The sequence below is a fragment of the Cupriavidus sp. SK-3 genome (genome assembly GCF_000611145.1).
GTDB lineage: Bacteria > Pseudomonadota > Gammaproteobacteria > Burkholderiales > Burkholderiaceae > Cupriavidus.
On sequence record NZ_JFJV02000235.1, the window covers coordinates 95,505 to 112,951 of the forward strand.

Here is a 17,447-nt window from a genome sequence, read left to right on the forward strand (position 1 = left end):
CTTCCTCTGCCTTCGGCTTTACTTCTTCAGAGCCACGCCGGCCTTACGCGGACCCTTGCGGGTACGGGCGTTGGTGCGGGTGCGCTGACCGCGCATCGGGAGACCCCTGCGGTGACGGACGCCACGATAGCAACCAAGGTCCATGAGACGCTTGATGTTCATCGTGGTTTCACGACGCAGGTCACCCTCAACCGTGGCCTTGGCTACTTCGTCACGAAGCTTTTCCAGGTCGCCGTCGGTCAGGTCCTTGACCTTCTTGTCAAAGGGAACGCCGGTGGCCACGCAAATCTTGCGGGCGCGCGAGCGGCCGATACCGTAAATAGCCGTCAGGCCGATCTCGGTATGCTTGTGGTTCGGGATGTTAACCCCTGCGATACGTGCCATTCGTCAATCCTCTTTACGATTAGCCTTGGCGTTGCTTGTGGCGGGGATCCGACGAGCAGATCACGCGCACGACACCGTTGCGCTTGATAACTTTGCAGTTGCGGCAAATGCGCTTAACAGAAGCCAGCACTTTCATGATTTTCCTCTTCCTTCAATTCCTGTTCGCTTCACTTCGTCCGAAAGACGATGCGCGCGCGTGACAGATCATATGGAGTCAGTTCAACCGTCACCCGATCACCCGGAAGAATCCGGATGTAGTTCATTCGCATCTTGCCGGAGATATGGCCCAGCACTACATGGCCATTTTCCAGTTTGACGCGGAACGTCGCGTTAGGGAGGTTTTCCAGGACCTCCCCCTGCATCTGGATGACGTCGTCTTTTGCCATACCTAGCCTGTACCGACCCGGCTTCAGCGCAAGGTCAGATTACCCTTGAAATTCGCTTTCTTCAGCAGGGACTCATATTGCTGCGACATGACATAGGACTGAACCTGGGCCATGAAGTCCATCGTGACGACCACGATGATCAGCAACGAGGTTCCGCCAAAATAGAACGGAACGTTCCAGCGCAGTACCAGGAATTCCGGCAACAGGCAGACCAGTGTGATGTAGATCGCACCAGCCAGCGTCAGACGGACAAGAATCTTGTCGATGTAGCGCGTCGTCTGCTCGCCCGGACGAATGCCCGGAATGAAGGCACCGCTTTTCTTCAGGTTGTCCGCGACTTCCCGGCTGTTGTACACAAGAGCCGTATAGAAGAAGCAGAAAAATATAATTGCAGCAGCGTACAGCAGGATGTAGACCGGCTGTCCCGGCGAAAGCGTCGCAGCCAGGTCCTTGATGAACCGGCCGGCAGCGCTCGTCGAGTCAGACGTGAACCAGCCCGCGATGGTCGCCGGGAACAGGATGATCGACGATGCGAAGATCGGCGGAATCACCCCTGCCATGTTCAGCTTCAGCGGCAGGGGCGACGACTGGCCGCCGTACACCTTGTTGCCGACCTGACGCTTGGCATAGTTCACCAGGATCTTGCGCTGGCCACGCTCGACAAACACCACGGCGAAGGTCACACCGGCGATGATTGCAACGATCAGGATCGATGCAATGATGCTCATGGAACCGGTGCGAACCAGCTCGAAGAGCCCGCCGATCGCGTTGGGCAAGCCCGCCGCGATACCGCCGAAGATGATGATCGAGATACCGTTGCCCAGACCACGCTCGGTGATCTGCTCACCCAGCCACATCAGGAACATCGTACCGGTCACCAGCGTGATCACCGCCGTAGCCCGGAACATCAGGCCCGGATCGATCACCAGCCCAGGCTGAGATTCCAGCGCGACTGCGATCGACAGCGCCTGGAAGGTGGCCAGGACCACCGTGCCGTAGCGCGTGTACTGCGTGATCTTGCGTTGACCCGCCTGCCCTTCCTTCTTCAGCGACTCCAGCTGCGGCAGCACGATCGTCAGCAATTGCATGATGATCGACGCCGAGATGTACGGCATGATGCCGAGCGCGAAGACGGTAAAGCGCGACAGCGCACCGCCCGAGAACAGGTTGAACATCCCGAGGATGCCACCCGACTGACTCTGGAAAAGCTTCGCAAGCTGTTCAGGATCGATTCCCGGCACCGGAATATGCGCTCCGATGCGGTACACGATCAAGGCCAGCACCAGGAACATCAGCCGGCGCTTTAGGTCGCCGTACTTCGCCGTGTTCTTGGCTTGCGTGCTTGCATTGGGTTTCGCCGTGGCCAAACGATGCTCCGACTGTGACTCGCCTATGCTGCGAAATCTGCTGCTAAATTACGCCGCGATCTGACCGCCGGCGGCTTCGATCGCAGCCTTGGCACCAGCGGTGGCGCCCAGACCCTTGATCGTAACCTTGCGGGTCAGCTCACCAGCCTTGATGACCTTGGCGCTCTTGGCCAGCTCAGCTACCAGGCCAGCTTGCTTCAGAACCAGCAGGTCCACCTCGGTGGCTTCCAGGCGCTCGATATCACGCAGGGTCACTTCGGCGTTGAAGGCCTTCGTCAGCGACGTGAAGCCACGCTTCGGCAGGCGACGATACAGCGGCATTTGACCGCCTTCGAAGCCGACCTTGTGGAAGCCGCCCGAACGCGACTTCTGACCCTTGTGGCCACGGCCGGCAGTCTTGCCCAGGCCGGAGCCGATACCGCGGCCGACGCGACGCTTGGCGTGCTTCGAACCGTCAGCCGGTTTCAGGTTGTTCAGTTGCATCTTGCTCTCCGTGTCCCGGGACTCAGGCCAGAACCTTGACCAGGTACGAGACCTTGTTGATCATGCCGCGCACGGCGGGCGTGTCCTGCAGCTCCGACACCGAATTGATACGGCGCAGGCCCAGGCCACGGACGGTGGCGCGATGATCCTCACGCGTGCCGATCAGGCTGCGCACGAGTTGCACTTTTACGGTTTGTTGCGACATTTCGTCCGACTCCTTAACCGAGGATGTCTTCAACCGACTTGCCGCGCTTAGCGGCGATTTCGCCGGGCGTGCTCATCTTTTGAAGACCGTCCAGCGTGGCGCGAACCATGTTGTACGGATTGGTCGAGCCGTGCGACTTGGTAACGACGTTGGTCACGCCCATCACCTCGAAAATCGCGCGCATCGGGCCACCAGCGATCACGCCGGTACCTTCCTTAGCCGGCATCATCAGCACCTTGGCGGCGCCGTGCTTGCCCACGACTTCGTGTTGCAGCGTGCCGTTCTTCAGCGAGACCTTGACCATCTTGCGACGGGCTTCGTCCATTGCCTTCTGAACTGCCACCGGCACTTCCTTAGCCTTGCCCTTGCCCATGCCGATGCGGCCATCGCCGTCACCAACCACGGTCAGCGCAGCGAAACCGAGAATCCGGCCGCCCTTCACCACCTTGGTGACGCGGTTGACCGAGATCATCTTCTCGCGGAGGCCGTCGTCGCGTTCGTCCTGCTGGACTTTTGCTTGCATTTTTGCCATGACGTATCTCTCTATGTGCGCTTAGAACTTAAGGCCGGCTTCGCGAGCTGCGTCAGCCAGTGCCTTCACGCGACCATGGAAGCGGAAGCCGCCGCGATCGAACGCAACGGTCTCAACGCCGGCAGCCTTCGCCTTTTCGGCGATGCGCTTGCCAATCAGGGTCGCGGCGGCGGCGGTAGCACCGCTGCCAGTCAGTTCCTTGCGCACTTCTGCCTCGACGGTCGAAGCCGATGCCAGCACTTGCGTGCCGCACGGCGAGTAGACCTGGGCGTAAATATGCGAATTCGTACGGAACACGGTCAGACGGTTGACCTTCAACTCCGCGATTTTGGCGCGGGTCTGACGTGCACGGCGCAAACGAGCGTCTTTCTTGTTCATGATTGCACCCCTTACTTCTTCTTGGTTTCCTTCAGGATGACGCGCTCGTCCGAGTAGCGAACGCCCTTGCCCTTATAGGGCTCAGGCGGACGGTACGCGCGGACTTCCGCAGCCACCTGACCGACTTTCTGCTTGTCCGCACCCTTGATGATGATCTCGGTCTGCGTGGGCGTTGTCGCCGTCACGCCTTCCGGCATCGCATGGATCACGTCGTGCGAGAAACCAAGCTGGAGCTTCAGCGCAGTACCTTGCAGCTGGGCACGATAGCCCACGCCGACCAGGTTAAGCTTGCGCTCGAAACCGGCGGTTACACCCTTGACCATATTGGCCACCAGGGCGCGCATGGTGCCCTGCAGTGCGTTTGCTTCGCGCGATTCATCGACCGGAGCGAAGGTCAGCGTGTCGTTTTCGACATTGACCTTGACCAGGCTGTGAATCGGCTGCGTCAGCGTGCCGAGCGGGCCCTTAACGGAGAGCACGCCAGCCGCCACATTGACTTCTGCGCCTTTGGGCAGCGCGATGGGAGCCTTACCTACACGGGACATGGTCTACTCCTTACGCGACGTAGCAAAGAACTTCGCCGCCCACGCCAGTGGCACGTGCCTTGCGGTCGGTCATCAGACCCTGGGGGGTCGAGATGATTGCGACGCCGAGGCCGTTCATCACTTGGGGGATGTCGCTGCGGCCCTTGTACACGCGCAGACCAGGCTTCGAGACGCGCTCAATGCGCTCGATGACCGGACGGCCGGCGTAGTACTTCAGACCGATGCTCAGTTGTGCCTTGCCGCCTTCTTCTTTCACGGCGTAGTCGTCGATGTAGCCTTCGTCCTTAAGGACCTTGGCGATTGCCACTTTCAGCTTCGACGACGGCATGACAACCGACACTTTCTGCACGCCTTGGGCGTTGCGGATGCGCGTCAGCATATCGGCGATAGGATCGCTCATGCTCATACTGTTTCTCCTGTAGCCTGTGCGTAATTACCAGCTGGCTTTCGTCAGACCCGGGATTTCGCCACGGAAGGCGATTTCACGGATCTTATTACGCGCCAGGCCAAACTTGCGGAAGGTACCGCGGGGACGACCGGTGATCGCGCAGCGGTTACGCTGGCGAGTCGGGTTAGCGTTGCGCGGGAGCTGTTGCAGCTCGAGACGCGCGCTATAGCGCTCTTCTTCCGACTTTTCCTGGTCGTCGATAATGGCCTTGAGGGTTGCACGCTTGTCGGCATACTTTGCCACGAGCCTAGCGCGCTTCTTCTCACGTTCAATCAGAGCCAATTTAGCCACGGTTACCCCTTAATTACGGAACGGGAACTTGAATGCTGCGAGGAGCGCCTTGGCTTCCTCGTCATTCTTCGCCGTCGTCGTGATGCTGATGTTCAGACCACGCAATGCGTCGATCTTGTCGTACTCGATTTCGGGGAAAATGATCTGCTCTTTCACACCGATGTTGTAGTTACCACGACCATCGAACGAGCGGCCCGACACGCCACGGAAGTCACGCACGCGGGGCAGAGCCACGGTCACGAGACGATCGAGGAATTCGAACATGCGTTCGCCGCGCAGCGTCACCATCGCGCCGATGGGATAGCCCTGGCGGATCTTGAAGCCGGCGATTGCCTTCTTGGCCTTGGTCACCACCGGCTTTTGACCGGCGATCTTGGTCAGGTCGCCCACGGCCAGCTCAATGACCTTCTTGTCATTGATGGCTTCGCCAAGGCCCATGTTCAGGGTGATCTTGGTGATGCGCGGCACTTCCATGACCGACTTGAAGCCGAACTGCTCGATCAGCTTCGGAACAACCTGTTCTTTGTAAAACTCTTGCAGACGTGCTGTCATGCTCAACTCCTCTTCGTGCCCAGAATCAAGCTGCCACGACGGCACCGGTGGTCTTCAGCACGCGCACGCGCTTGCCGTCTTCCACCTTGATACCGACGCGCGACGGCTTGCCATTGGCATCCACGAGCGCAACGTTAGAAATATGCAACGGCATGACTTTGTCGATGACGCCACCAGTGGTGCCCAGCATCGGGTTCGGACGTGCGTGCTTTTTGGCAACGTTGACGCCTTCCACCACGACCTTGTCGCCGAGCATGGCTTGCACGGTGCCGCGCTTGCCCTTGTCTTTGCCGGTCAGGACGATGACTTCGTCGCCTTTACGAATCTTGTTCATGGCGGCTCCTTACAGCACTTCCGGCGCGAGCGACACGATCTTCATGAAGCGCTCGGTACGGAGTTCACGAGTCACCGGCCCGAAAATACGGGTGCCGATCGGCTCGAGCTTGGTGTTCAGCAAGACAGCGGCATTGCTGTCGAACTTGACGAGCGACCCATCAGCGCGACGCACGCCCTTGGCGGTACGCACGACGACGGCGTTGTAAATATCGCCCTTCTTCACGCGACCGCGCGGCGCTGCGTCCTTGACGGTCACCTTGATGATGTCGCCCACGCTCGCATAGCGGCGCTTGGACCCACCCAGCACTTTGATGCACAGCACTTCGCGCGCACCAGTGTTATCGGCTACTTCGAGCCGGCTTTCTGTCTGAATCATGGTGTTATCTTCCCAACTTAATCCACCGGGCAACGCCCGCCGGTCAGTCTTGGTCCCGTCAGCCCCTGGCTTTGCGCCAGCAACCGTTTGGGTTGATCAACTTTGAAGTCGGTAGTTACCAGGCGGCCTGAACATGGTTAATCAGGAGCCGCTCGGCCAGGTTCGCTTCATCGACTCGCCGGGGTGATACAACTAAGGCGAATGCAACAAAGCGGAAGTCCAGGATTATAGCACATAACCCTGGACTCGCAAGCCAACCTAAAACCGTGTGGTTTTTTAGATGACGCGCGCAGCTTCGACCAGACGGGAAACCACCCAGGACTTGGTCCGCGACAGCGGACGCGTTTCCTGGATCTCGACCTTGTCGCCTTCCTTGTACTGGTTGGCTTCGTCGTGTGCGTGGTACTTCTTGGAACGCAGCACGTACTTGCCGTACAGAGGATGCTTGACGCGGTTTTCGATCAGGACCGTGACGGTCTTGTCCATCTTGTCGCTAACTACCCGGCCGACCAAAGTGCGGCGAAGCGACGATTCCGTTTGTGCAGTTTCAGTCATTTCGTGGTCGCCTTTTCGTTCAGCACGGTTTGCACCCGCGCGATGTCCTTGCGCACCTTCTTCAGCTGGCTGGTGTTCTGCAGCTGTTGGGTGGCCTTTTGCATGCGCAGGCTAAATTGGGCCTTCAGCAGCTCGGAGAGCTCCTGGTTCAGCCCGGCGGCATCTTTGCCGCGAAGTTCGGATGCTTTCATCCCTGCTCTCCTTACGTCCCGACCTGGCGCACCACGAAATTGGTAGCGATCGGCAGCTTGGCGGCCGCGAGGCGGAACGCCTCACGAGCCAGCTCTTCCGTCACGCCATCCATTTCGTACAGCATCTTGCCCGGCTGGATTTCTGCCACGTAGTATTCCGGATTACCCTTACCGTTACCCATACGGACTTCGGCGGGCTTCTTCGAGATCGGCTTGTCCGGGAAAATCCGGATCCAGATGCGGCCGCCACGCTTGATGTGACGGGTCATCGCACGACGTGCCGACTCGATCTGACGAGCCGTCAGACGACCACGGCCCATCGCCTTCAGGCCGAATTCGCCGAAAGACACGGCGTTGCCACGGGTAGCCTTACCCGTGTTGCGGCCTTTCTGCTCCTTGCGGTATTTTCTGCGCTTAGGTTGCAGCATCGTTATTCTCCACTCTTCGCATCTGCGCCAGGAGCGCGGCGACCTGCACCGGCACCCGCGCCACCGCGGCGGTTGCCACCCGGACGGCCGCCTTCGCCTTCACGGCGACGACCATCAGGACGACCACCCGGACGACGACGACGCTCGTCTTGCGGCTCTTCCACCACCGGCGCATCGTTGCGGCCGAGGTGATCACCCTTGTAGACCCACACCTTGACACCGATGATGCCGTAGGTGGTTTCTGCTTCGGAGAAGCCGTAGTCGATGTCAGCGCGCAGGGTGTGCAGGGGCACACGGCCTTCGCGATACCACTCGGTACGAGCGATTTCGATGCCGTTCAGACGACCGGCGCTCATGATCTTGATGCCCTGGGCACCGAGGCGCATCGCATTCTGCATCGCGCGCTTCATGGCGCGGCGGAACATGATACGGCGCTCGAGCTGCTGGGTGATCGAATCGGCGATCAGCTGCGCATCGGTTTCCGGCTTGCGGATTTCCTCGATGTTCACGTGCACGGGCACACCCATGCGGCGTTGCAGTTCGGCCTTGAGCAGTTCGATGTCCTCACCCTTCTTGCCGATCACCACGCCCGGACGCGAGCTATAAATGGTGAGACGTGCATTGCGGGCGGGGCGCTCGATCACGACGCGGCCTACCGAAGCGTTCTTGAGCTTCTTCTTCAGAAACTCGCGAACTTCGATGTCTTCCTTCAGCATGCCGGCGAACTTCGTGTTGTTGGCGTACCAACGCGAAGCCCAGTTACGGCTGACGGCCAGACGGAAGCCAGTCGGATGAATCTTCTGTCCCATCGTGACTCCTTAGTTGCCGAGCGTCACAGTGATGTGACAAGTTTGTTTCTCGATGCGGTTGCCGCGGCCCTTTGCTCGTGCCGTGAAACGCTTGAGCGAGGTTGCCTTGTCGACGAAGATGGTCTTGACCTTCAATTCGTCGATGTCGGCGCCTTCGTTGTGCTCGGCGTTGGCGATGGCCGATTCGACCACCTTCTTCACGATGACGGCAGCCTTTTTCGGGCTGAACGTCAGAACGTTGAGCGCGCGCTCGATCGGCAGACCGCGGATCTGGTCAGCGACCAGGCGCGTTTTCTGGGCGGAGATGCGGGCACCGCGATGAATCGCTTTCACTTCCATGATGGCACCTTACCTCTTCGCTTTCTTGTCAGCCGCGTGGCCCTTGAACGTACGCGTGAGCGCAAATTCACCGAGCTTGTGGCCAACCATGTTTTCCGAAACATACACCGGCACGTGTTGACGGCCGTTGTGTACGGCGATCGTCAGGCCGATGAAGTCCGGCAGAATGGTCGAGCGACGCGACCAAGTCTTGATGGGCTTCTTGTCCTTGCCGCCTGCGGCTGCTTCCACCTTTTTCAGCAGGTGGGCGTCACAGAACGGACCCTTTTTTGCGGAACGTGTCATGTCTAGGCTCCTACCTACCGATTAACGCTTGTGGCGGCGCTGCACGATCATGCTGGCAGTGCGCTTGTTGCTGCGGGTACGGTAACCCTTAGCCGGGGTACCCCACGGCGAAACGGGGTCACGACCAGCAGCGGTCTTGCCTTCACCACCACCGTGCGGGTGGTCCACCGGGTTCATCACAACGCCGCGAACCGTCGGGCGGATACCGCGCCAACGATTTGCACCGGCCTTGCCGATGACGCGCAGGCTGTGCTCTTCGTTACCGACTTCACCGATGGTGGCGCGGCATTCGATGTGAACGCGACGCACTTCACCGGAGCGCAGGCGAACCTGGGCGTAGATGCCTTCACGAGCCAGCAGCACGGCGGAACCGCCTGCGGCGCGAGCGATCTGAGCGCCCTTGCCCGGCAGCATTTCCACGCAGTGGATGGTGGTACCAACCGGAATGTTGCGGATCGGCAGGTTGTTACCCGACTTGATCGCAGCTTCCGAGCCGTTCATCAGCGACTGGCCAACTACCATGCCCTTGGTGGCGATGATGTAGCGGCGCTCGCCGTCGGCGAACAGCACCAGCGCGATATTGGCGCTGCGGTTCGGATCGTATTCCAGGCGCTCGACCTTGGCGGGGATGCCGTCCTTGTCGTTGCGCTTGAAGTCGACCACGCGATAGTGGTGCTTATGACCACCGCCCTTGTGGCGGGTGGTGATGTGACCGTTGTTGTTACGGCCCGACTTCTGGAATTGCTTTTCCAGCAGCGGAGCGTGGGGCGCGCCCTTGTGCAGGTTGGCGTTAACCACCTTCACCATGGAGCGACGGCCCGGGGACGTCGGCTTGGTCTTGACGAGTGCCATGATTACTTGGCCTCCGCTTCAAAATTGATTTCCTGACCCGGCTTGAGCGAAACGTAAGCCTTCTTCACGTGGTTGCGACGCCCCATGAAACGGCCAAAACGCTTTTGCTTGCCCTTCTGGTTCAGGATCTGAACGGACTGCACCTCGACCTTGAACAGCAGTTCGACTGCCGCCTTCACGTCTGCCTTGTTGGCATCGCGAGCGACTTCGAACACGACTTGTTCGTTCTTGTCGGCGACCAGGGTTGCCTTTTCGGAAACCACCGGCGCGAGCAGCACCTGCATCAAACGATGATCGTTCTTGGCTACTTGCGTCATTTCAGCAACTCCTCGATCTGCGCGACGGCTGCCTTGGTCACCAGCACCTTCTTGTAGTGCACGAGCGACAGCGGGTCAGCCTGGCGCGGCTCGACAACTGCCACGTGCGGCAGGTTGCGCGAAGCCAGGTAGAGGTTCTCGTCGAGGCTGTCGGTGATGATCAGCACCGAGTCCAGGCCCATGGCCTTGAACTTGTCGGCCAAGAGCTTGGTCTTGGGCGCATCGACGGTGAAACCGTCCACCACGTTGATACGACCTTCACGTGCGAGCTGCGAGTAAATCGAGCGCATACCGGCACGGAACATCTTCTTGTTGACCTTCTGCGTGAAGTTCTCTTCCGGCGAATTCGGGAAGATACGGCCGCCCCCGCGCCACAGCGGCGAGGAAGACATACCGGCACGGGCGCGACCCGTACCCTTCTGGCGCCAAGGCTTCTTGGTCGTGTGCTTGACCTCTTCACGATCCTTCTGCTTACGGTTACCGCTGCGAGCGTTAGCCTGGTAAGCGACGACGATCTGGTGAACGAGGGCTTCGTTGTAGTCACGGCCGAAGACTTCGGGCGAAGCGTCAACGCTTGCGCCGATCTGGCCATTGTCCTGGAGGAGCTTGAGTTCCATTGATTCGCTCCTTAAGCTTTGGCTTTGGCCTTGACGGCCGGGGTAACGATAACCTTGCCGCCCTTGGAGCCGGGAATGGCGCCCTTGACCAGCAGCAGCTTGCGCTCTGCGTCGATCTTGGCGATTTCCAGGTTCTGGACGGTGCGGGTGACGTCACCCAGATGGCCGGTCATGCGCTTGCCGGGGAACACACGGCCCGGATCCTGCGCCATACCAATGGAACCCGGCACGTTGTGCGAACGCGAGTTACCGTGGGTGGCACGACCCGATGCGAAATGGTGACGCTTGATGGTACCGGCGTAGCCCTTACCGATGGTCACGCCCTGGACGTCGATCTTTTGACCGACTTCGAACAGGTCAACCGACAGCGTGCCGCCGGGTTGCAGTTCGCCAGCCTTAGCGGCATCGATGCGGAATTCGCGGATGATTTCACCAGCTTCAACACCAGCTTTGGCAAGGTGACCCGCCAAAGGCTTGGTGACGCGGCTAGCGCGGCGTGCGCCGAAAGTGACTTGAACCGAGGTATAACCGTCGGTCTCGTCCGTCTTGATTTGTGTCACGCGGTTGTCGCCGACCTCGACCACGGTAACGGGAATTGAATCGCCGTCGTCCGTGAAAATACGGGTCATGCCAACCTTGCGACCTACAAGGCCAAGGCTCATGGTTTGCTCCATTCCCAGCTGCGATTGGCCGGGGCTGATTGATACACGAAAACAGTGTTTGCAGTGCGGGGCTTGCGCTGAAGAAGACTGCGCGCGGCCAAGCTGGCCAGCCCACTACCCATAGACAAACGGGTAGCCTTACACTATATCGCAGCGGTTTGGAAAGAGCAAGTGTGCTTTGGGAAGTTAGGGCGTGCGCGGTGGAGCGGGTGTTGTTTTGGGGCGTTGACTACAGTTGCGGGGCGCTGGCACTGCGCATCTTGATGACAAAAGTGGCAATTTCAGCACCGAATCGGAATTCAGCACCGAATCGGAAGCCTTACCTTCCTACCTTCACGAACTCCCCACCGAAAAACACCAGCGGTTCGCCCTCCCCCACTTCAAACCCCTGCACTTCGCCAACGATCAGTAGATGATCTCCTACCGCGTCCGCGCGTTCCACCCTGCACGCCAGCGTGGCCAACGCTTCATCGAGATAAGGTACGCCCCGCTCACAGCGCCGATGGGGGACGCCGGCAAACTTGTCCTCGGCAGGCGTGGCGAAACGGCGCGCCAGTTCGCCGTGCCCCGCCTGCAGGATGCTGACGCCGAAGTGCTTCCCCACGGCGAAATGCGCGGCGCTTGGCGAGTGCAGTGCGAGGCTCCACAAGATCAGCGGGGGTGCCAGGGATAGCGAGGCGAAGGAGTTGATGGTCAAGCCAATCGGACGGCCCTCGGCACCGCAGGCACCGATGACCGCCACGCCGGTAGCGTAGCGGCCACAGGCCCGCCGTAGCGCCCTGGTATCCAGCACAGCGCAAGCGGCTTCCATATCAGGCCGCCTGAGGCAGATACTGGTCGATCAACTGCTGGCAGGCAGCGGAATCTGACCACCAGGGGAAGAAGTCCGGCGGATTATCGAAGCCATTGGCAATGCGGGCGGCCAACTCTGGCGCATGGCCTGCCGCGCCCAGCAGCGACAGGATATGGGCTGGCGGCGGCGTGAGCAGGGAGTTGGTCCAGTTCACTACGTCGCCGGCGTACTGCCAGTAGCGCGCGAACGTCTGCTCCATCCACTCCGCGTCGAAGCCGCGATCGCCATGCGCAATGATGGCATCCAGATACACCTTGCAGCACTTGGCGGCGTTGTTGGAGCCCTGTCCGGTAATGGGATCGTTGACGACGACAGCGTCGGCCATGCCGAACACGAGCCGGCCCGAGGGCAAGGTCATCACCGGCCGGCGCACGGTCGGGGCGAAGCGGCCGGCGAGAATGCCTTGCTCGTCGGTCAGCGTCACCGCATCGCAGCGCTCCGCCTCCCACGGCAGCCAGGTGCGCAGGATGCGCAGACTCTCGGCGAGGTGCTGCTCCGGCGTACGCGCATCGGCCCAGCGGTCCATCGGGCCACCCGGTATGCCCTCGAACACCATGATCTCGCAGGGGCCGGATAGCGTCAGGGCCGGGAAGACGAAGTATTCGCCAATGCCGGGAATCAAGTTGAAGCAAACCCGCGAGAACGGGGTGCGCGGCGTCATGGCGTTCACATAGGTCAGGGCAAGCGAACGCTGCGGCGCGCTGAAAGGACTGCGCGTGGCGTCCCGCTCGAAACGGCTGACGATCTCGCCCTTGCCAGCCGCAAGCAGCACAAGATCATGCTCGCGAGCCAGCGCTTCCAGTTCATCGACGCCGGCATCGGCAATGCGCAGGTCGCCACCGCGTTGCGCGAAGGCTTCCATCCAGGCCGGCATCTTGAGTCGCTGGTCCACCGCTTTGGCCGGATGGTCGAGCCGGGCAGCCCAGTCGATCAACCTGGCGGCAGGCTGTTCCGGATGCGGAATCGCCAGGCCGATCCCTTCCACCGGCGGGCACGCATCGTCCCACCAGTTCAAGCCCAGCTCTCGCTCGGTCTGCAGCGCGCGATCGAACATGCACTGGCTGGACATGACCTTGCCCGCGCGGACCTGGTCCGGCGTGCGATTGGTCAGCAGCGTGACCCGGTAGCCCTTGGCTTGCAGGCCCAGGGCCATCTGCAGGCCGGACTGGCCGGCGCCGACGATGGCAATGCGTTGGCTCATGGCAATCTCCTACTTGAAGGTTCAGCGTGGAAGTCGAAGTCCCGCATCGCGGTTTCAGCCGGCCAGGCGCGGGATGGCGGGCACGTTTTGCTCCGGGCCCATCGCCGAGTAGCCGCCGTCCACCGCGTAGTCGGCGCCGGTGACAAAGCTGGCATGGTCCGAGCAGAGAAACAGCACCACCTGAGCCACTTCATCGGGCTCGCCCACGCGGCCCAGCAGGTGGAAGTCCGCCGCCACGCGATCGGTACGCTCGCGGTTGCCACCGCTGACCTCGTCCATCAGCCGGCACCAGGTCCAGCCCGGCGAGACAGCGTTGACGCGGATATGGTCGGGCGCGAGATCCATCGCCATGCTGCGGGTGAGCTGGCGGATTGCTGCCTTTGAGGCCGGATAGAGCCAGCGGCCGGTCTGCGCCACGTTGGCCGAGATGCTGGTGAAGTTGACGATCGCGCCGCCGCCGCGCGCGCGCATTCCCTCGTGGACGGCCTGGGCCAGCATCACGCTGGAGACCACATTGACGTCGAGCGCGGTGAGCCAGTCACGGCGGTTCGATTTGAAGCCGTCATCGAGATAGGTGCAGGCCAGGTTGACGAGGTAGTCGATGCCGCCGAAGTGCCGCGTGACCTGCGACACGGCCGCAGCCACCGCGGCGTCGTCGGTGATGTCGGCGCGAATGAAGCAGGCTCGTTCGCCCAGCTCGCCGGCGACACGCTCGCCGCCGGCGGCATCGATATCGAGAATCGCCACTCGCGTGCCGGCCTCGACGAAGGCCCTCGCCACGCCCGCGCCGATAAGGGTGGCGCCGCCGCTGACGATGGCGACTTTGTCCTGCAGTCCTTTCATGACGTTGTCTCCTTGTATCCGGTGCGTTGCCCATGCGCCGCAGGGACCAAGCGGTACCCGCGGCGCGCGCCGGGCACGCCCCTTTTGCTTTGATTTTGTCGATTGCCGGGGCGGTCCCGCCCCGCCTACTTGCCTTCGCTCTCCTGCCAGCGCGCCATCAGCGCGTTGGAGGGCAGCGTTTCATCGAGCAGCTTGCGGGCAGTCTCGATGCCGGCCACGGGCAGCCCGGCCGGATCGAGCTTGCCGATCTGCACCAGCACGCTGGCCTGGTCCCAGTAGATGTGCTCGTGGTAAAGCTTGTCGCCACGGAACTTGACGATGGCGATCAGCGGAATCTCCACGCGCTTGCCAGTGGGTGGCACGCCGGGCAGCATCCAGTCAATCTCGCAGGTATGCGTGAAGCAGAACAGCAGTTCGTCGACGATCTGGCTGGCGCCCACCGTGCGTGACAGTGGAATCAGCGTGGTGTCCGGCGGGTTGCTGTGGACAAAGTGGTTCTGGTAGAAGCGCTTGAGCTGCCGGTAGCCGACGCCACCGGTCATGGTCGGGATATGGTTGACGTAGGGCTCCGCCACCATGGTCGCCATCGTGGCATCGACATCGCGCGTGGCGAATTCGTATTCGCAGTGCTTGTCCCAGAGCGCCGAGAAGTCGTAGTGCGGACCCATCTCTGCGCGCAGCGCGCCAATCGACCGCTGGTGCGCCATCAGCGCGGACGGCCGGTCATAGTGCTCGCCGCCGGCGCGGGCAAATGCATGATCGACGCCGGGATAGACATACAGCTCAATGCCATCCCTGCCGCCCAGGACTGCGCGGATCTGCGCCTGCGCCTCCGGCGGGCAGAAGCCGTCGCGCTCGGCCACATGCAGCACCAGGCGGCCCTTGATGTCGGCTGCCTCGGCCAGTGCATGCTCAATGCCGACGCCGTAGTACGCCACCGCGCAGGCCACCCCGTCCAGGCGGCAGGCCGACAGGTAGGCGAGCTTGCCACCCAGGCAAAAGCCGAGCACCCCCGTCTGGCCCACGCACTCGGGACGCGCGCGCAGCGCTTCCAGCGCCGAACCCACATCCTTGACGCCGAGGGCCTCATCAAAGCGCTGATACAGCCCAAGGGCGCGCTGGAAATCTTCGCCGCGGTCGGCCAGTTCAATGCCGGGGGCGATACGCCAGAACAGGTCCGGCACCAGGACCGTGTAGCCTTCCTCGGCGTAGTAGTCCGCCACGGCGCGCATGGTGGCGTTGACGCCGAAGATTTCCTGGCACAACACGATGCCGGGCCCCTTGCCCGATGCAGGCGTGGCCAGGTAGGCATTGAATGTGCCGCTGCCGTCGGCGGCTTGAATCTGGATAGTCTGGCCCATGGGCTGCGCTCCTTTGTTCTTGGGGGTTGGGCTGCCGTGCTGGATTCCATCATGGGCGATCCGCACCGCAGCAAACTAGCCACCGGCTGCAGCGGCTATCCGATTAGTGCAGGAAAATGGCGGGGCAGGCAAGTGGCGCGAGGAAGCGATCCACTATAGTGATGTGAAGGATTCCGTCCGCATGCCAGCGCGGGGCCGATGCGGCAACGCAGCAGCACGGTCCGCGGGCAGGAGGATCCCCCACCAGGAACGGCGCGCCAATGACGCCGAGGAGCGAGACAATGCCGCAGCCCCCCGCGGCCACGGCCACCGAGCCGCTGGCTGGCGCCCTGCTAGACGACCCTGCCCGGCTGGTCTTCGCCTCGACCGACCAGGCCGAGACGCGGGCCGCCGTCGGCATGGTGTTCAAGCCGCACAAGCTCACCATCGGCGGCACCACGCTGGCGGCGCGCATGCATCATGCTCCCCTTGGCGCGGTCTCATTCAACCGGCTGGCCTATGGGGCCGAGGTGCAGATCGAGCCCGGCCCACTTGACGACTTCCTGCTGGTGCAGATGCCCGTAGCCGGCCATGCCGAAATCCGTTGCGGCCAGCAGGAGATCCTTTCCGACCGTGACACCGCCTCGGTACTGACGCCTTGCGATCCGGTGCGAATGCGCTGGAGCCGCGACAGCGACCAGCTGATCGTGCGCGTCGAGCGCGGCGCGCTGGAGCGGGTGTGCGCGGCGTACCTGGGCCATCGTCCCCAACAACCGCTGCGTTTCGAGCTGGGCATGCCGTGGCGGCGCCTGGCGGCGTGGTACCAGATGGTGCATTACCTGGCGGATGTGATGGCGCTGGCACCGGATGCGGCCCGGCATCCGCTCACTGCCTGCCAGCTGGAGCAGTTGGTGATCGGCACGCTATTGACGGTGCAGCCCCACAGTCTCAGCGAGGCACTCCGGGCGCGCGGCAAACCCCTGGCACCGCGTCACGTGAAACTGGTCGAAGAGTACATCCATGCCCATGCCAACGCACCGTTGACGCCAGCCTTGCTGGCCGAAGTGGCCGGCGTCAGCCTGCGCGGGCTGTATGCCGGATTTCGCGAGCACCGCGGCATCAGCCCGATGGCATACCTGCGCGCAGTCCGGCTGGAACGGGTGCATCAGGACTTGTTGAACGACCGGGCCCTCGATTCGGTCACCGCCGCGGCCTTGCGCTGGGGCTTCAGCCACCTGGGGCGCTTCAGTGTGGAATATCGCAAGAGTTTCGGCGAGCCACCGGGGCAGACGCTCCGCCGGCGCGGGCCCGCCTAGCCGGCCGCGCAACGGGGAAAAGGGGGCACAGAAAAGGGGGCACAAAAACAAAAACGGCGAACCGAAGTTCGCCGTTTCTGTTTGCGCAAAACCGCCAGGGGCGGTCTTGTGCTGAATACCTTACACCTTGATTTCGACGTCGACGCCGGCCGGCAGGTCGAGCTTCATCAGTGCGTCAACGGTCTTGTCGGTAGGATCGACGATGTCCATCAGGCGCTGGTGAGTACGGATCTCGAACTGATCACGGCTCGTCTTGTTGACGTGCGGCGAACGCAGGATGTCGAAGCGCTGGATACGGGTCGGCAGGGGCACCGGGCCCTTGACGATCGCGCCGGTACGCTTGGCGGTATCCACGATTTCGGCTGCCGACTGGTCGATCAGGCGATAGTCGAAAGCCTTCAGGCGGATACGGATCTTCTGGTTCTGCATGATATTTCCTTAAAAGAGCGATGGGCGGCGAGCGCCCTGGAACAAGGGAACAGGCCGCCGGTATTGTACCGCCAGCCTGCTCCAGGAAGTTTGCTTAGTCGAGGATCTTTGCCACGACGCCGGCGCC

30 protein-coding genes are annotated in these 17,447 nt (G+C 61.7%); 1 reads left to right on the forward strand and 29 read right to left on the reverse strand.

The window, feature by feature from the left end:
- Positions 1–18: 18 nt before the first annotated feature.
- The 28 genes from rpsM to CF70_RS24560 all read right to left on the reverse strand — a co-directional run bounded on the left by rpsM (position 19) and on the right by CF70_RS24560 (position 15,596).
- Positions 19–384 (reverse strand): 30S ribosomal protein S13, encoded by a 366-nt coding sequence (rpsM, locus tag CF70_RS24425; protein WP_006160431.1) that lies wholly within the window; start codon positions 382–384, stop codon positions 19–21.
- Between the two features lie 19 nt (positions 385–403).
- Positions 404–520, reverse strand: a complete 117-nt coding sequence (gene rpmJ / locus CF70_RS24430; RefSeq protein WP_006160433.1) for a 50S ribosomal protein L36 — start codon at positions 518–520, stop codon at positions 404–406.
- Positions 521–551: 31 nt separating this feature from the next.
- Complete coding sequence (gene infA, locus CF70_RS24435; RefSeq protein ID WP_006160436.1) at positions 552–770, reverse strand: translation initiation factor IF-1; 219 nt, start codon at positions 768–770, stop codon at positions 552–554.
- A gap of 23 nt (positions 771–793) precedes the next feature.
- A complete protein-coding gene (gene secY, locus CF70_RS24440; protein WP_035870749.1) occupies positions 794–2,137 on the reverse strand; it encodes a preprotein translocase subunit SecY in 1,344 nt (447 codons plus the stop codon).
- 48 nt (positions 2,138–2,185) lie between these two features.
- Positions 2,186–2,620, reverse strand: a complete 435-nt coding sequence (rplO, locus tag CF70_RS24445) for a 50S ribosomal protein L15 (protein WP_006160439.1) — start codon at positions 2,618–2,620, stop codon at positions 2,186–2,188.
- Between the two features lie 22 nt (positions 2,621–2,642).
- Entirely contained in the window at positions 2,643–2,825 is a 183-nt protein-coding gene (gene rpmD, locus CF70_RS24450) for a 50S ribosomal protein L30 (protein WP_006160440.1), read from the reverse strand.
- A gap of 13 nt (positions 2,826–2,838) precedes the next feature.
- Positions 2,839–3,357, reverse strand: coding sequence for a 30S ribosomal protein S5 (rpsE, locus tag CF70_RS24455; RefSeq protein ID WP_006160449.1), 519 nt, complete (start codon positions 3,355–3,357; stop codon positions 2,839–2,841).
- Positions 3,358–3,378: 21 nt separating this feature from the next.
- Positions 3,379–3,735 (reverse strand): 50S ribosomal protein L18, encoded by a 357-nt coding sequence (rplR, locus tag CF70_RS24460; RefSeq protein WP_035870751.1) that lies wholly within the window; start codon positions 3,733–3,735, stop codon positions 3,379–3,381.
- Positions 3,736–3,746: 11 nt separating this feature from the next.
- Complete coding sequence (gene rplF / locus CF70_RS24465; RefSeq protein WP_035870753.1) at positions 3,747–4,280, reverse strand: 50S ribosomal protein L6; 534 nt, start codon at positions 4,278–4,280, stop codon at positions 3,747–3,749.
- Positions 4,281–4,290: 10 nt separating this feature from the next.
- Positions 4,291–4,686: a 30S ribosomal protein S8 gene (rpsH, locus tag CF70_RS24470; protein WP_006160454.1), complete on the reverse strand. Its 396-nt coding sequence runs from the start codon at positions 4,684–4,686 to the stop codon at positions 4,291–4,293.
- A 27-nt stretch (positions 4,687–4,713) separates the two neighbouring features.
- On the reverse strand, positions 4,714–5,019 hold the full coding sequence (gene rpsN / locus CF70_RS24475) for a 30S ribosomal protein S14 (protein WP_006160456.1): 306 nt from the start codon (positions 5,017–5,019) through the stop codon (positions 4,714–4,716).
- Positions 5,020–5,028: 9 nt separating this feature from the next.
- Positions 5,029–5,571, reverse strand: coding sequence for a 50S ribosomal protein L5 (gene rplE / locus CF70_RS24480; RefSeq protein ID WP_006160458.1), 543 nt, complete (start codon positions 5,569–5,571; stop codon positions 5,029–5,031).
- A gap of 25 nt (positions 5,572–5,596) precedes the next feature.
- The gene (gene rplX, locus CF70_RS24485) at positions 5,597–5,905 is read right to left on the reverse strand and encodes a 50S ribosomal protein L24 (protein WP_035870755.1); all 309 of its coding nucleotides are present in this window, start codon (positions 5,903–5,905) and stop codon (positions 5,597–5,599) included.
- Positions 5,906–5,914: 9 nt separating this feature from the next.
- Positions 5,915–6,283 (reverse strand): 50S ribosomal protein L14, encoded by a 369-nt coding sequence (gene rplN / locus CF70_RS24490; RefSeq protein WP_017225233.1) that lies wholly within the window; start codon positions 6,281–6,283, stop codon positions 5,915–5,917.
- Between the two features lie 276 nt (positions 6,284–6,559).
- Positions 6,560–6,838 (reverse strand): 30S ribosomal protein S17, encoded by a 279-nt coding sequence (gene rpsQ, locus CF70_RS24495; protein WP_006160462.1) that lies wholly within the window; start codon positions 6,836–6,838, stop codon positions 6,560–6,562.
- Complete coding sequence (gene rpmC, locus CF70_RS24500) at positions 6,835–7,029, reverse strand: 50S ribosomal protein L29 (RefSeq protein ID WP_020203850.1); 195 nt, start codon at positions 7,027–7,029, stop codon at positions 6,835–6,837. Before rpmC ends, rpsQ begins: the two co-directional genes overlap by 4 nt.
- 11 nt (positions 7,030–7,040) lie before the next feature.
- Positions 7,041–7,457 (reverse strand): 50S ribosomal protein L16, encoded by a 417-nt coding sequence (rplP, locus tag CF70_RS24505; RefSeq protein ID WP_006160465.1) that lies wholly within the window; start codon positions 7,455–7,457, stop codon positions 7,041–7,043.
- Between the two features lie 2 nt (positions 7,458–7,459).
- Positions 7,460–8,266 (reverse strand): 30S ribosomal protein S3, encoded by an 807-nt coding sequence (gene rpsC, locus CF70_RS24510; RefSeq protein WP_035870762.1) that lies wholly within the window; start codon positions 8,264–8,266, stop codon positions 7,460–7,462.
- Positions 8,267–8,275: 9 nt separating this feature from the next.
- Positions 8,276–8,605, reverse strand: a complete 330-nt coding sequence (gene rplV, locus CF70_RS24515; RefSeq protein ID WP_006160469.1) for a 50S ribosomal protein L22 — start codon at positions 8,603–8,605, stop codon at positions 8,276–8,278.
- A 9-nt stretch (positions 8,606–8,614) separates the two neighbouring features.
- Positions 8,615–8,890 (reverse strand): 30S ribosomal protein S19, encoded by a 276-nt coding sequence (gene rpsS / locus CF70_RS24520; protein ID WP_035870763.1) that lies wholly within the window; start codon positions 8,888–8,890, stop codon positions 8,615–8,617.
- A 21-nt stretch (positions 8,891–8,911) separates the two neighbouring features.
- Positions 8,912–9,742, reverse strand: a complete 831-nt coding sequence (gene rplB, locus CF70_RS24525) for a 50S ribosomal protein L2 (protein ID WP_035870766.1) — start codon at positions 9,740–9,742, stop codon at positions 8,912–8,914.
- A 2-nt stretch (positions 9,743–9,744) separates the two neighbouring features.
- Complete coding sequence (gene rplW, locus CF70_RS24530) at positions 9,745–10,059, reverse strand: 50S ribosomal protein L23 (RefSeq protein WP_006160473.1); 315 nt, start codon at positions 10,057–10,059, stop codon at positions 9,745–9,747.
- Positions 10,056–10,676, reverse strand: a complete 621-nt coding sequence (rplD, locus tag CF70_RS24535) for a 50S ribosomal protein L4 (RefSeq protein ID WP_035870768.1) — start codon at positions 10,674–10,676, stop codon at positions 10,056–10,058. Before rplD ends, rplW begins: the two co-directional genes overlap by 4 nt.
- Positions 10,677–10,687: 11 nt before the next feature.
- Complete coding sequence (gene rplC, locus CF70_RS24540) at positions 10,688–11,338, reverse strand: 50S ribosomal protein L3 (protein ID WP_035870770.1); 651 nt, start codon at positions 11,336–11,338, stop codon at positions 10,688–10,690.
- Between the two features lie 319 nt (positions 11,339–11,657).
- Positions 11,658–12,149 (reverse strand): flavin reductase family protein, encoded by a 492-nt coding sequence (locus tag CF70_RS24545; protein ID WP_035870773.1) that lies wholly within the window; start codon positions 12,147–12,149, stop codon positions 11,658–11,660.
- A 1-nt stretch (position 12,150) separates the two neighbouring features.
- Positions 12,151–13,392 (reverse strand): styrene monooxygenase/indole monooxygenase family protein, encoded by a 1,242-nt coding sequence (locus CF70_RS24550; protein ID WP_035870775.1) that lies wholly within the window; start codon positions 13,390–13,392, stop codon positions 12,151–12,153.
- 54 nt (positions 13,393–13,446) lie between these two features.
- Entirely contained in the window at positions 13,447–14,235 is a 789-nt protein-coding gene (locus tag CF70_RS24555; protein ID WP_035870777.1) for an SDR family oxidoreductase, read from the reverse strand.
- Between the two features lie 125 nt (positions 14,236–14,360).
- Positions 14,361–15,596 carry a dienelactone hydrolase family protein gene (locus tag CF70_RS24560; protein WP_035870779.1) on the reverse strand — a complete coding sequence of 412 codons (1,236 nt, stop codon included), beginning with the start codon at positions 15,594–15,596 and terminating at the stop codon, positions 14,361–14,363.
- Positions 15,597–15,877: 281 nt separating this feature from the next.
- Between CF70_RS24560 and CF70_RS24565 the strand changes: the two genes are divergently transcribed.
- A complete protein-coding gene (locus CF70_RS24565) occupies positions 15,878–16,891 on the forward strand; it encodes an AraC family transcriptional regulator (RefSeq protein WP_035870781.1) in 1,014 nt (337 codons plus the stop codon).
- Positions 16,892–17,011: 120 nt separating this feature from the next.
- Here the strand turns inward: CF70_RS24565 and rpsJ are convergent, their stop codons facing one another.
- Positions 17,012–17,320, reverse strand: coding sequence for a 30S ribosomal protein S10 (gene rpsJ, locus CF70_RS24570; RefSeq protein ID WP_006160488.1), 309 nt, complete (start codon positions 17,318–17,320; stop codon positions 17,012–17,014).
- Between the last annotated feature and the right edge of the window lie 127 nt (positions 17,321–17,447).

Excerpts from the sequence above, each read along its gene's own strand:
- rpsM (WP_006160431.1), bottom strand. The coding sequence starts at position 384 with ATGGCACGTATCGCAGGGGTTAACATCCCGAACCACAAGCATACCGAG.
- rpmJ (WP_006160433.1), bottom strand. The coding sequence starts at position 520 with ATGAAAGTGCTGGCTTCTGTTAAGCGCATTTGCCGCAACTGCAAAGTT.
- infA (WP_006160436.1), bottom strand. The coding sequence starts at position 770 with ATGGCAAAAGACGACGTCATCCAGATGCAGGGGGAGGTCCTGGAAAAC.
- rplO (WP_006160439.1), bottom strand. The coding sequence starts at position 2,620 with ATGCAACTGAACAACCTGAAACCGGCTGACGGTTCGAAGCACGCCAAG.
- rpmD (WP_006160440.1), bottom strand. The coding sequence starts at position 2,825 with ATGTCGCAACAAACCGTAAAAGTGCAACTCGTGCGCAGCCTGATCGGC.
- rpsE (WP_006160449.1), bottom strand. The coding sequence starts at position 3,357 with ATGGCAAAAATGCAAGCAAAAGTCCAGCAGGACGAACGCGACGACGGC.
- rplR (WP_035870751.1), bottom strand. The coding sequence starts at position 3,735 with ATGAACAAGAAAGACGCTCGTTTGCGCCGTGCACGTCAGACCCGCGCC.
- rplF (WP_035870753.1), bottom strand. The coding sequence starts at position 4,280 with ATGTCCCGTGTAGGTAAGGCTCCCATCGCGCTGCCCAAAGGCGCAGAA.
- rpsH (WP_006160454.1), bottom strand. The coding sequence starts at position 4,686 with ATGAGCATGAGCGATCCTATCGCCGATATGCTGACGCGCATCCGCAAC.
- rplE (WP_006160458.1), bottom strand. The coding sequence starts at position 5,571 with ATGACAGCACGTCTGCAAGAGTTTTACAAAGAACAGGTTGTTCCGAAG.
- rplX (WP_035870755.1), bottom strand. The coding sequence starts at position 5,905 with ATGAACAAGATTCGTAAAGGCGACGAAGTCATCGTCCTGACCGGCAAA.
- rplN (WP_017225233.1), bottom strand. The coding sequence starts at position 6,283 with ATGATTCAGACAGAAAGCCGGCTCGAAGTAGCCGATAACACTGGTGCG.
- rpsQ (WP_006160462.1), bottom strand. The coding sequence starts at position 6,838 with ATGACTGAAACTGCACAAACGGAATCGTCGCTTCGCCGCACTTTGGTC.
- rpmC (WP_020203850.1), bottom strand. The coding sequence starts at position 7,029 with ATGAAAGCATCCGAACTTCGCGGCAAAGATGCCGCCGGGCTGAACCAG.
- rplP (WP_006160465.1), bottom strand. The coding sequence starts at position 7,457 with ATGCTGCAACCTAAGCGCAGAAAATACCGCAAGGAGCAGAAAGGCCGC.
- rpsC (WP_035870762.1), bottom strand. The coding sequence starts at position 8,266 with ATGGGACAGAAGATTCATCCGACTGGCTTCCGTCTGGCCGTCAGCCGT.
- rplV (WP_006160469.1), bottom strand. The coding sequence starts at position 8,605 with ATGGAAGTGAAAGCGATTCATCGCGGTGCCCGCATCTCCGCCCAGAAA.
- rpsS (WP_035870763.1), bottom strand. The coding sequence starts at position 8,890 with ATGACACGTTCCGCAAAAAAGGGTCCGTTCTGTGACGCCCACCTGCTG.
- rplB (WP_035870766.1), bottom strand. The coding sequence starts at position 9,742 with ATGGCACTCGTCAAGACCAAGCCGACGTCCCCGGGCCGTCGCTCCATG.
- rplW (WP_006160473.1), bottom strand. The coding sequence starts at position 10,059 with ATGACGCAAGTAGCCAAGAACGATCATCGTTTGATGCAGGTGCTGCTC.
- rplD (WP_035870768.1), bottom strand. The coding sequence starts at position 10,676 with ATGGAACTCAAGCTCCTCCAGGACAATGGCCAGATCGGCGCAAGCGTT.
- rplC (WP_035870770.1), bottom strand. The coding sequence starts at position 11,338 with ATGAGCCTTGGCCTTGTAGGTCGCAAGGTTGGCATGACCCGTATTTTC.
- CF70_RS24545 (WP_035870773.1), bottom strand. The coding sequence starts at position 12,149 with ATGGAAGCCGCTTGCGCTGTGCTGGATACCAGGGCGCTACGGCGGGCC.
- CF70_RS24550 (WP_035870775.1), bottom strand. The coding sequence starts at position 13,392 with ATGAGCCAACGCATTGCCATCGTCGGCGCCGGCCAGTCCGGCCTGCAG.
- CF70_RS24555 (WP_035870777.1), bottom strand. The coding sequence starts at position 14,235 with ATGAAAGGACTGCAGGACAAAGTCGCCATCGTCAGCGGCGGCGCCACC.
- CF70_RS24560 (WP_035870779.1), bottom strand. The coding sequence starts at position 15,596 with ATGGGCCAGACTATCCAGATTCAAGCCGCCGACGGCAGCGGCACATTC.
- CF70_RS24565 (WP_035870781.1), top strand. The coding sequence starts at position 15,878 with ATGCCGCAGCCCCCCGCGGCCACGGCCACCGAGCCGCTGGCTGGCGCC.
- rpsJ (WP_006160488.1), bottom strand. The coding sequence starts at position 17,320 with ATGCAGAACCAGAAGATCCGTATCCGCCTGAAGGCTTTCGACTATCGC.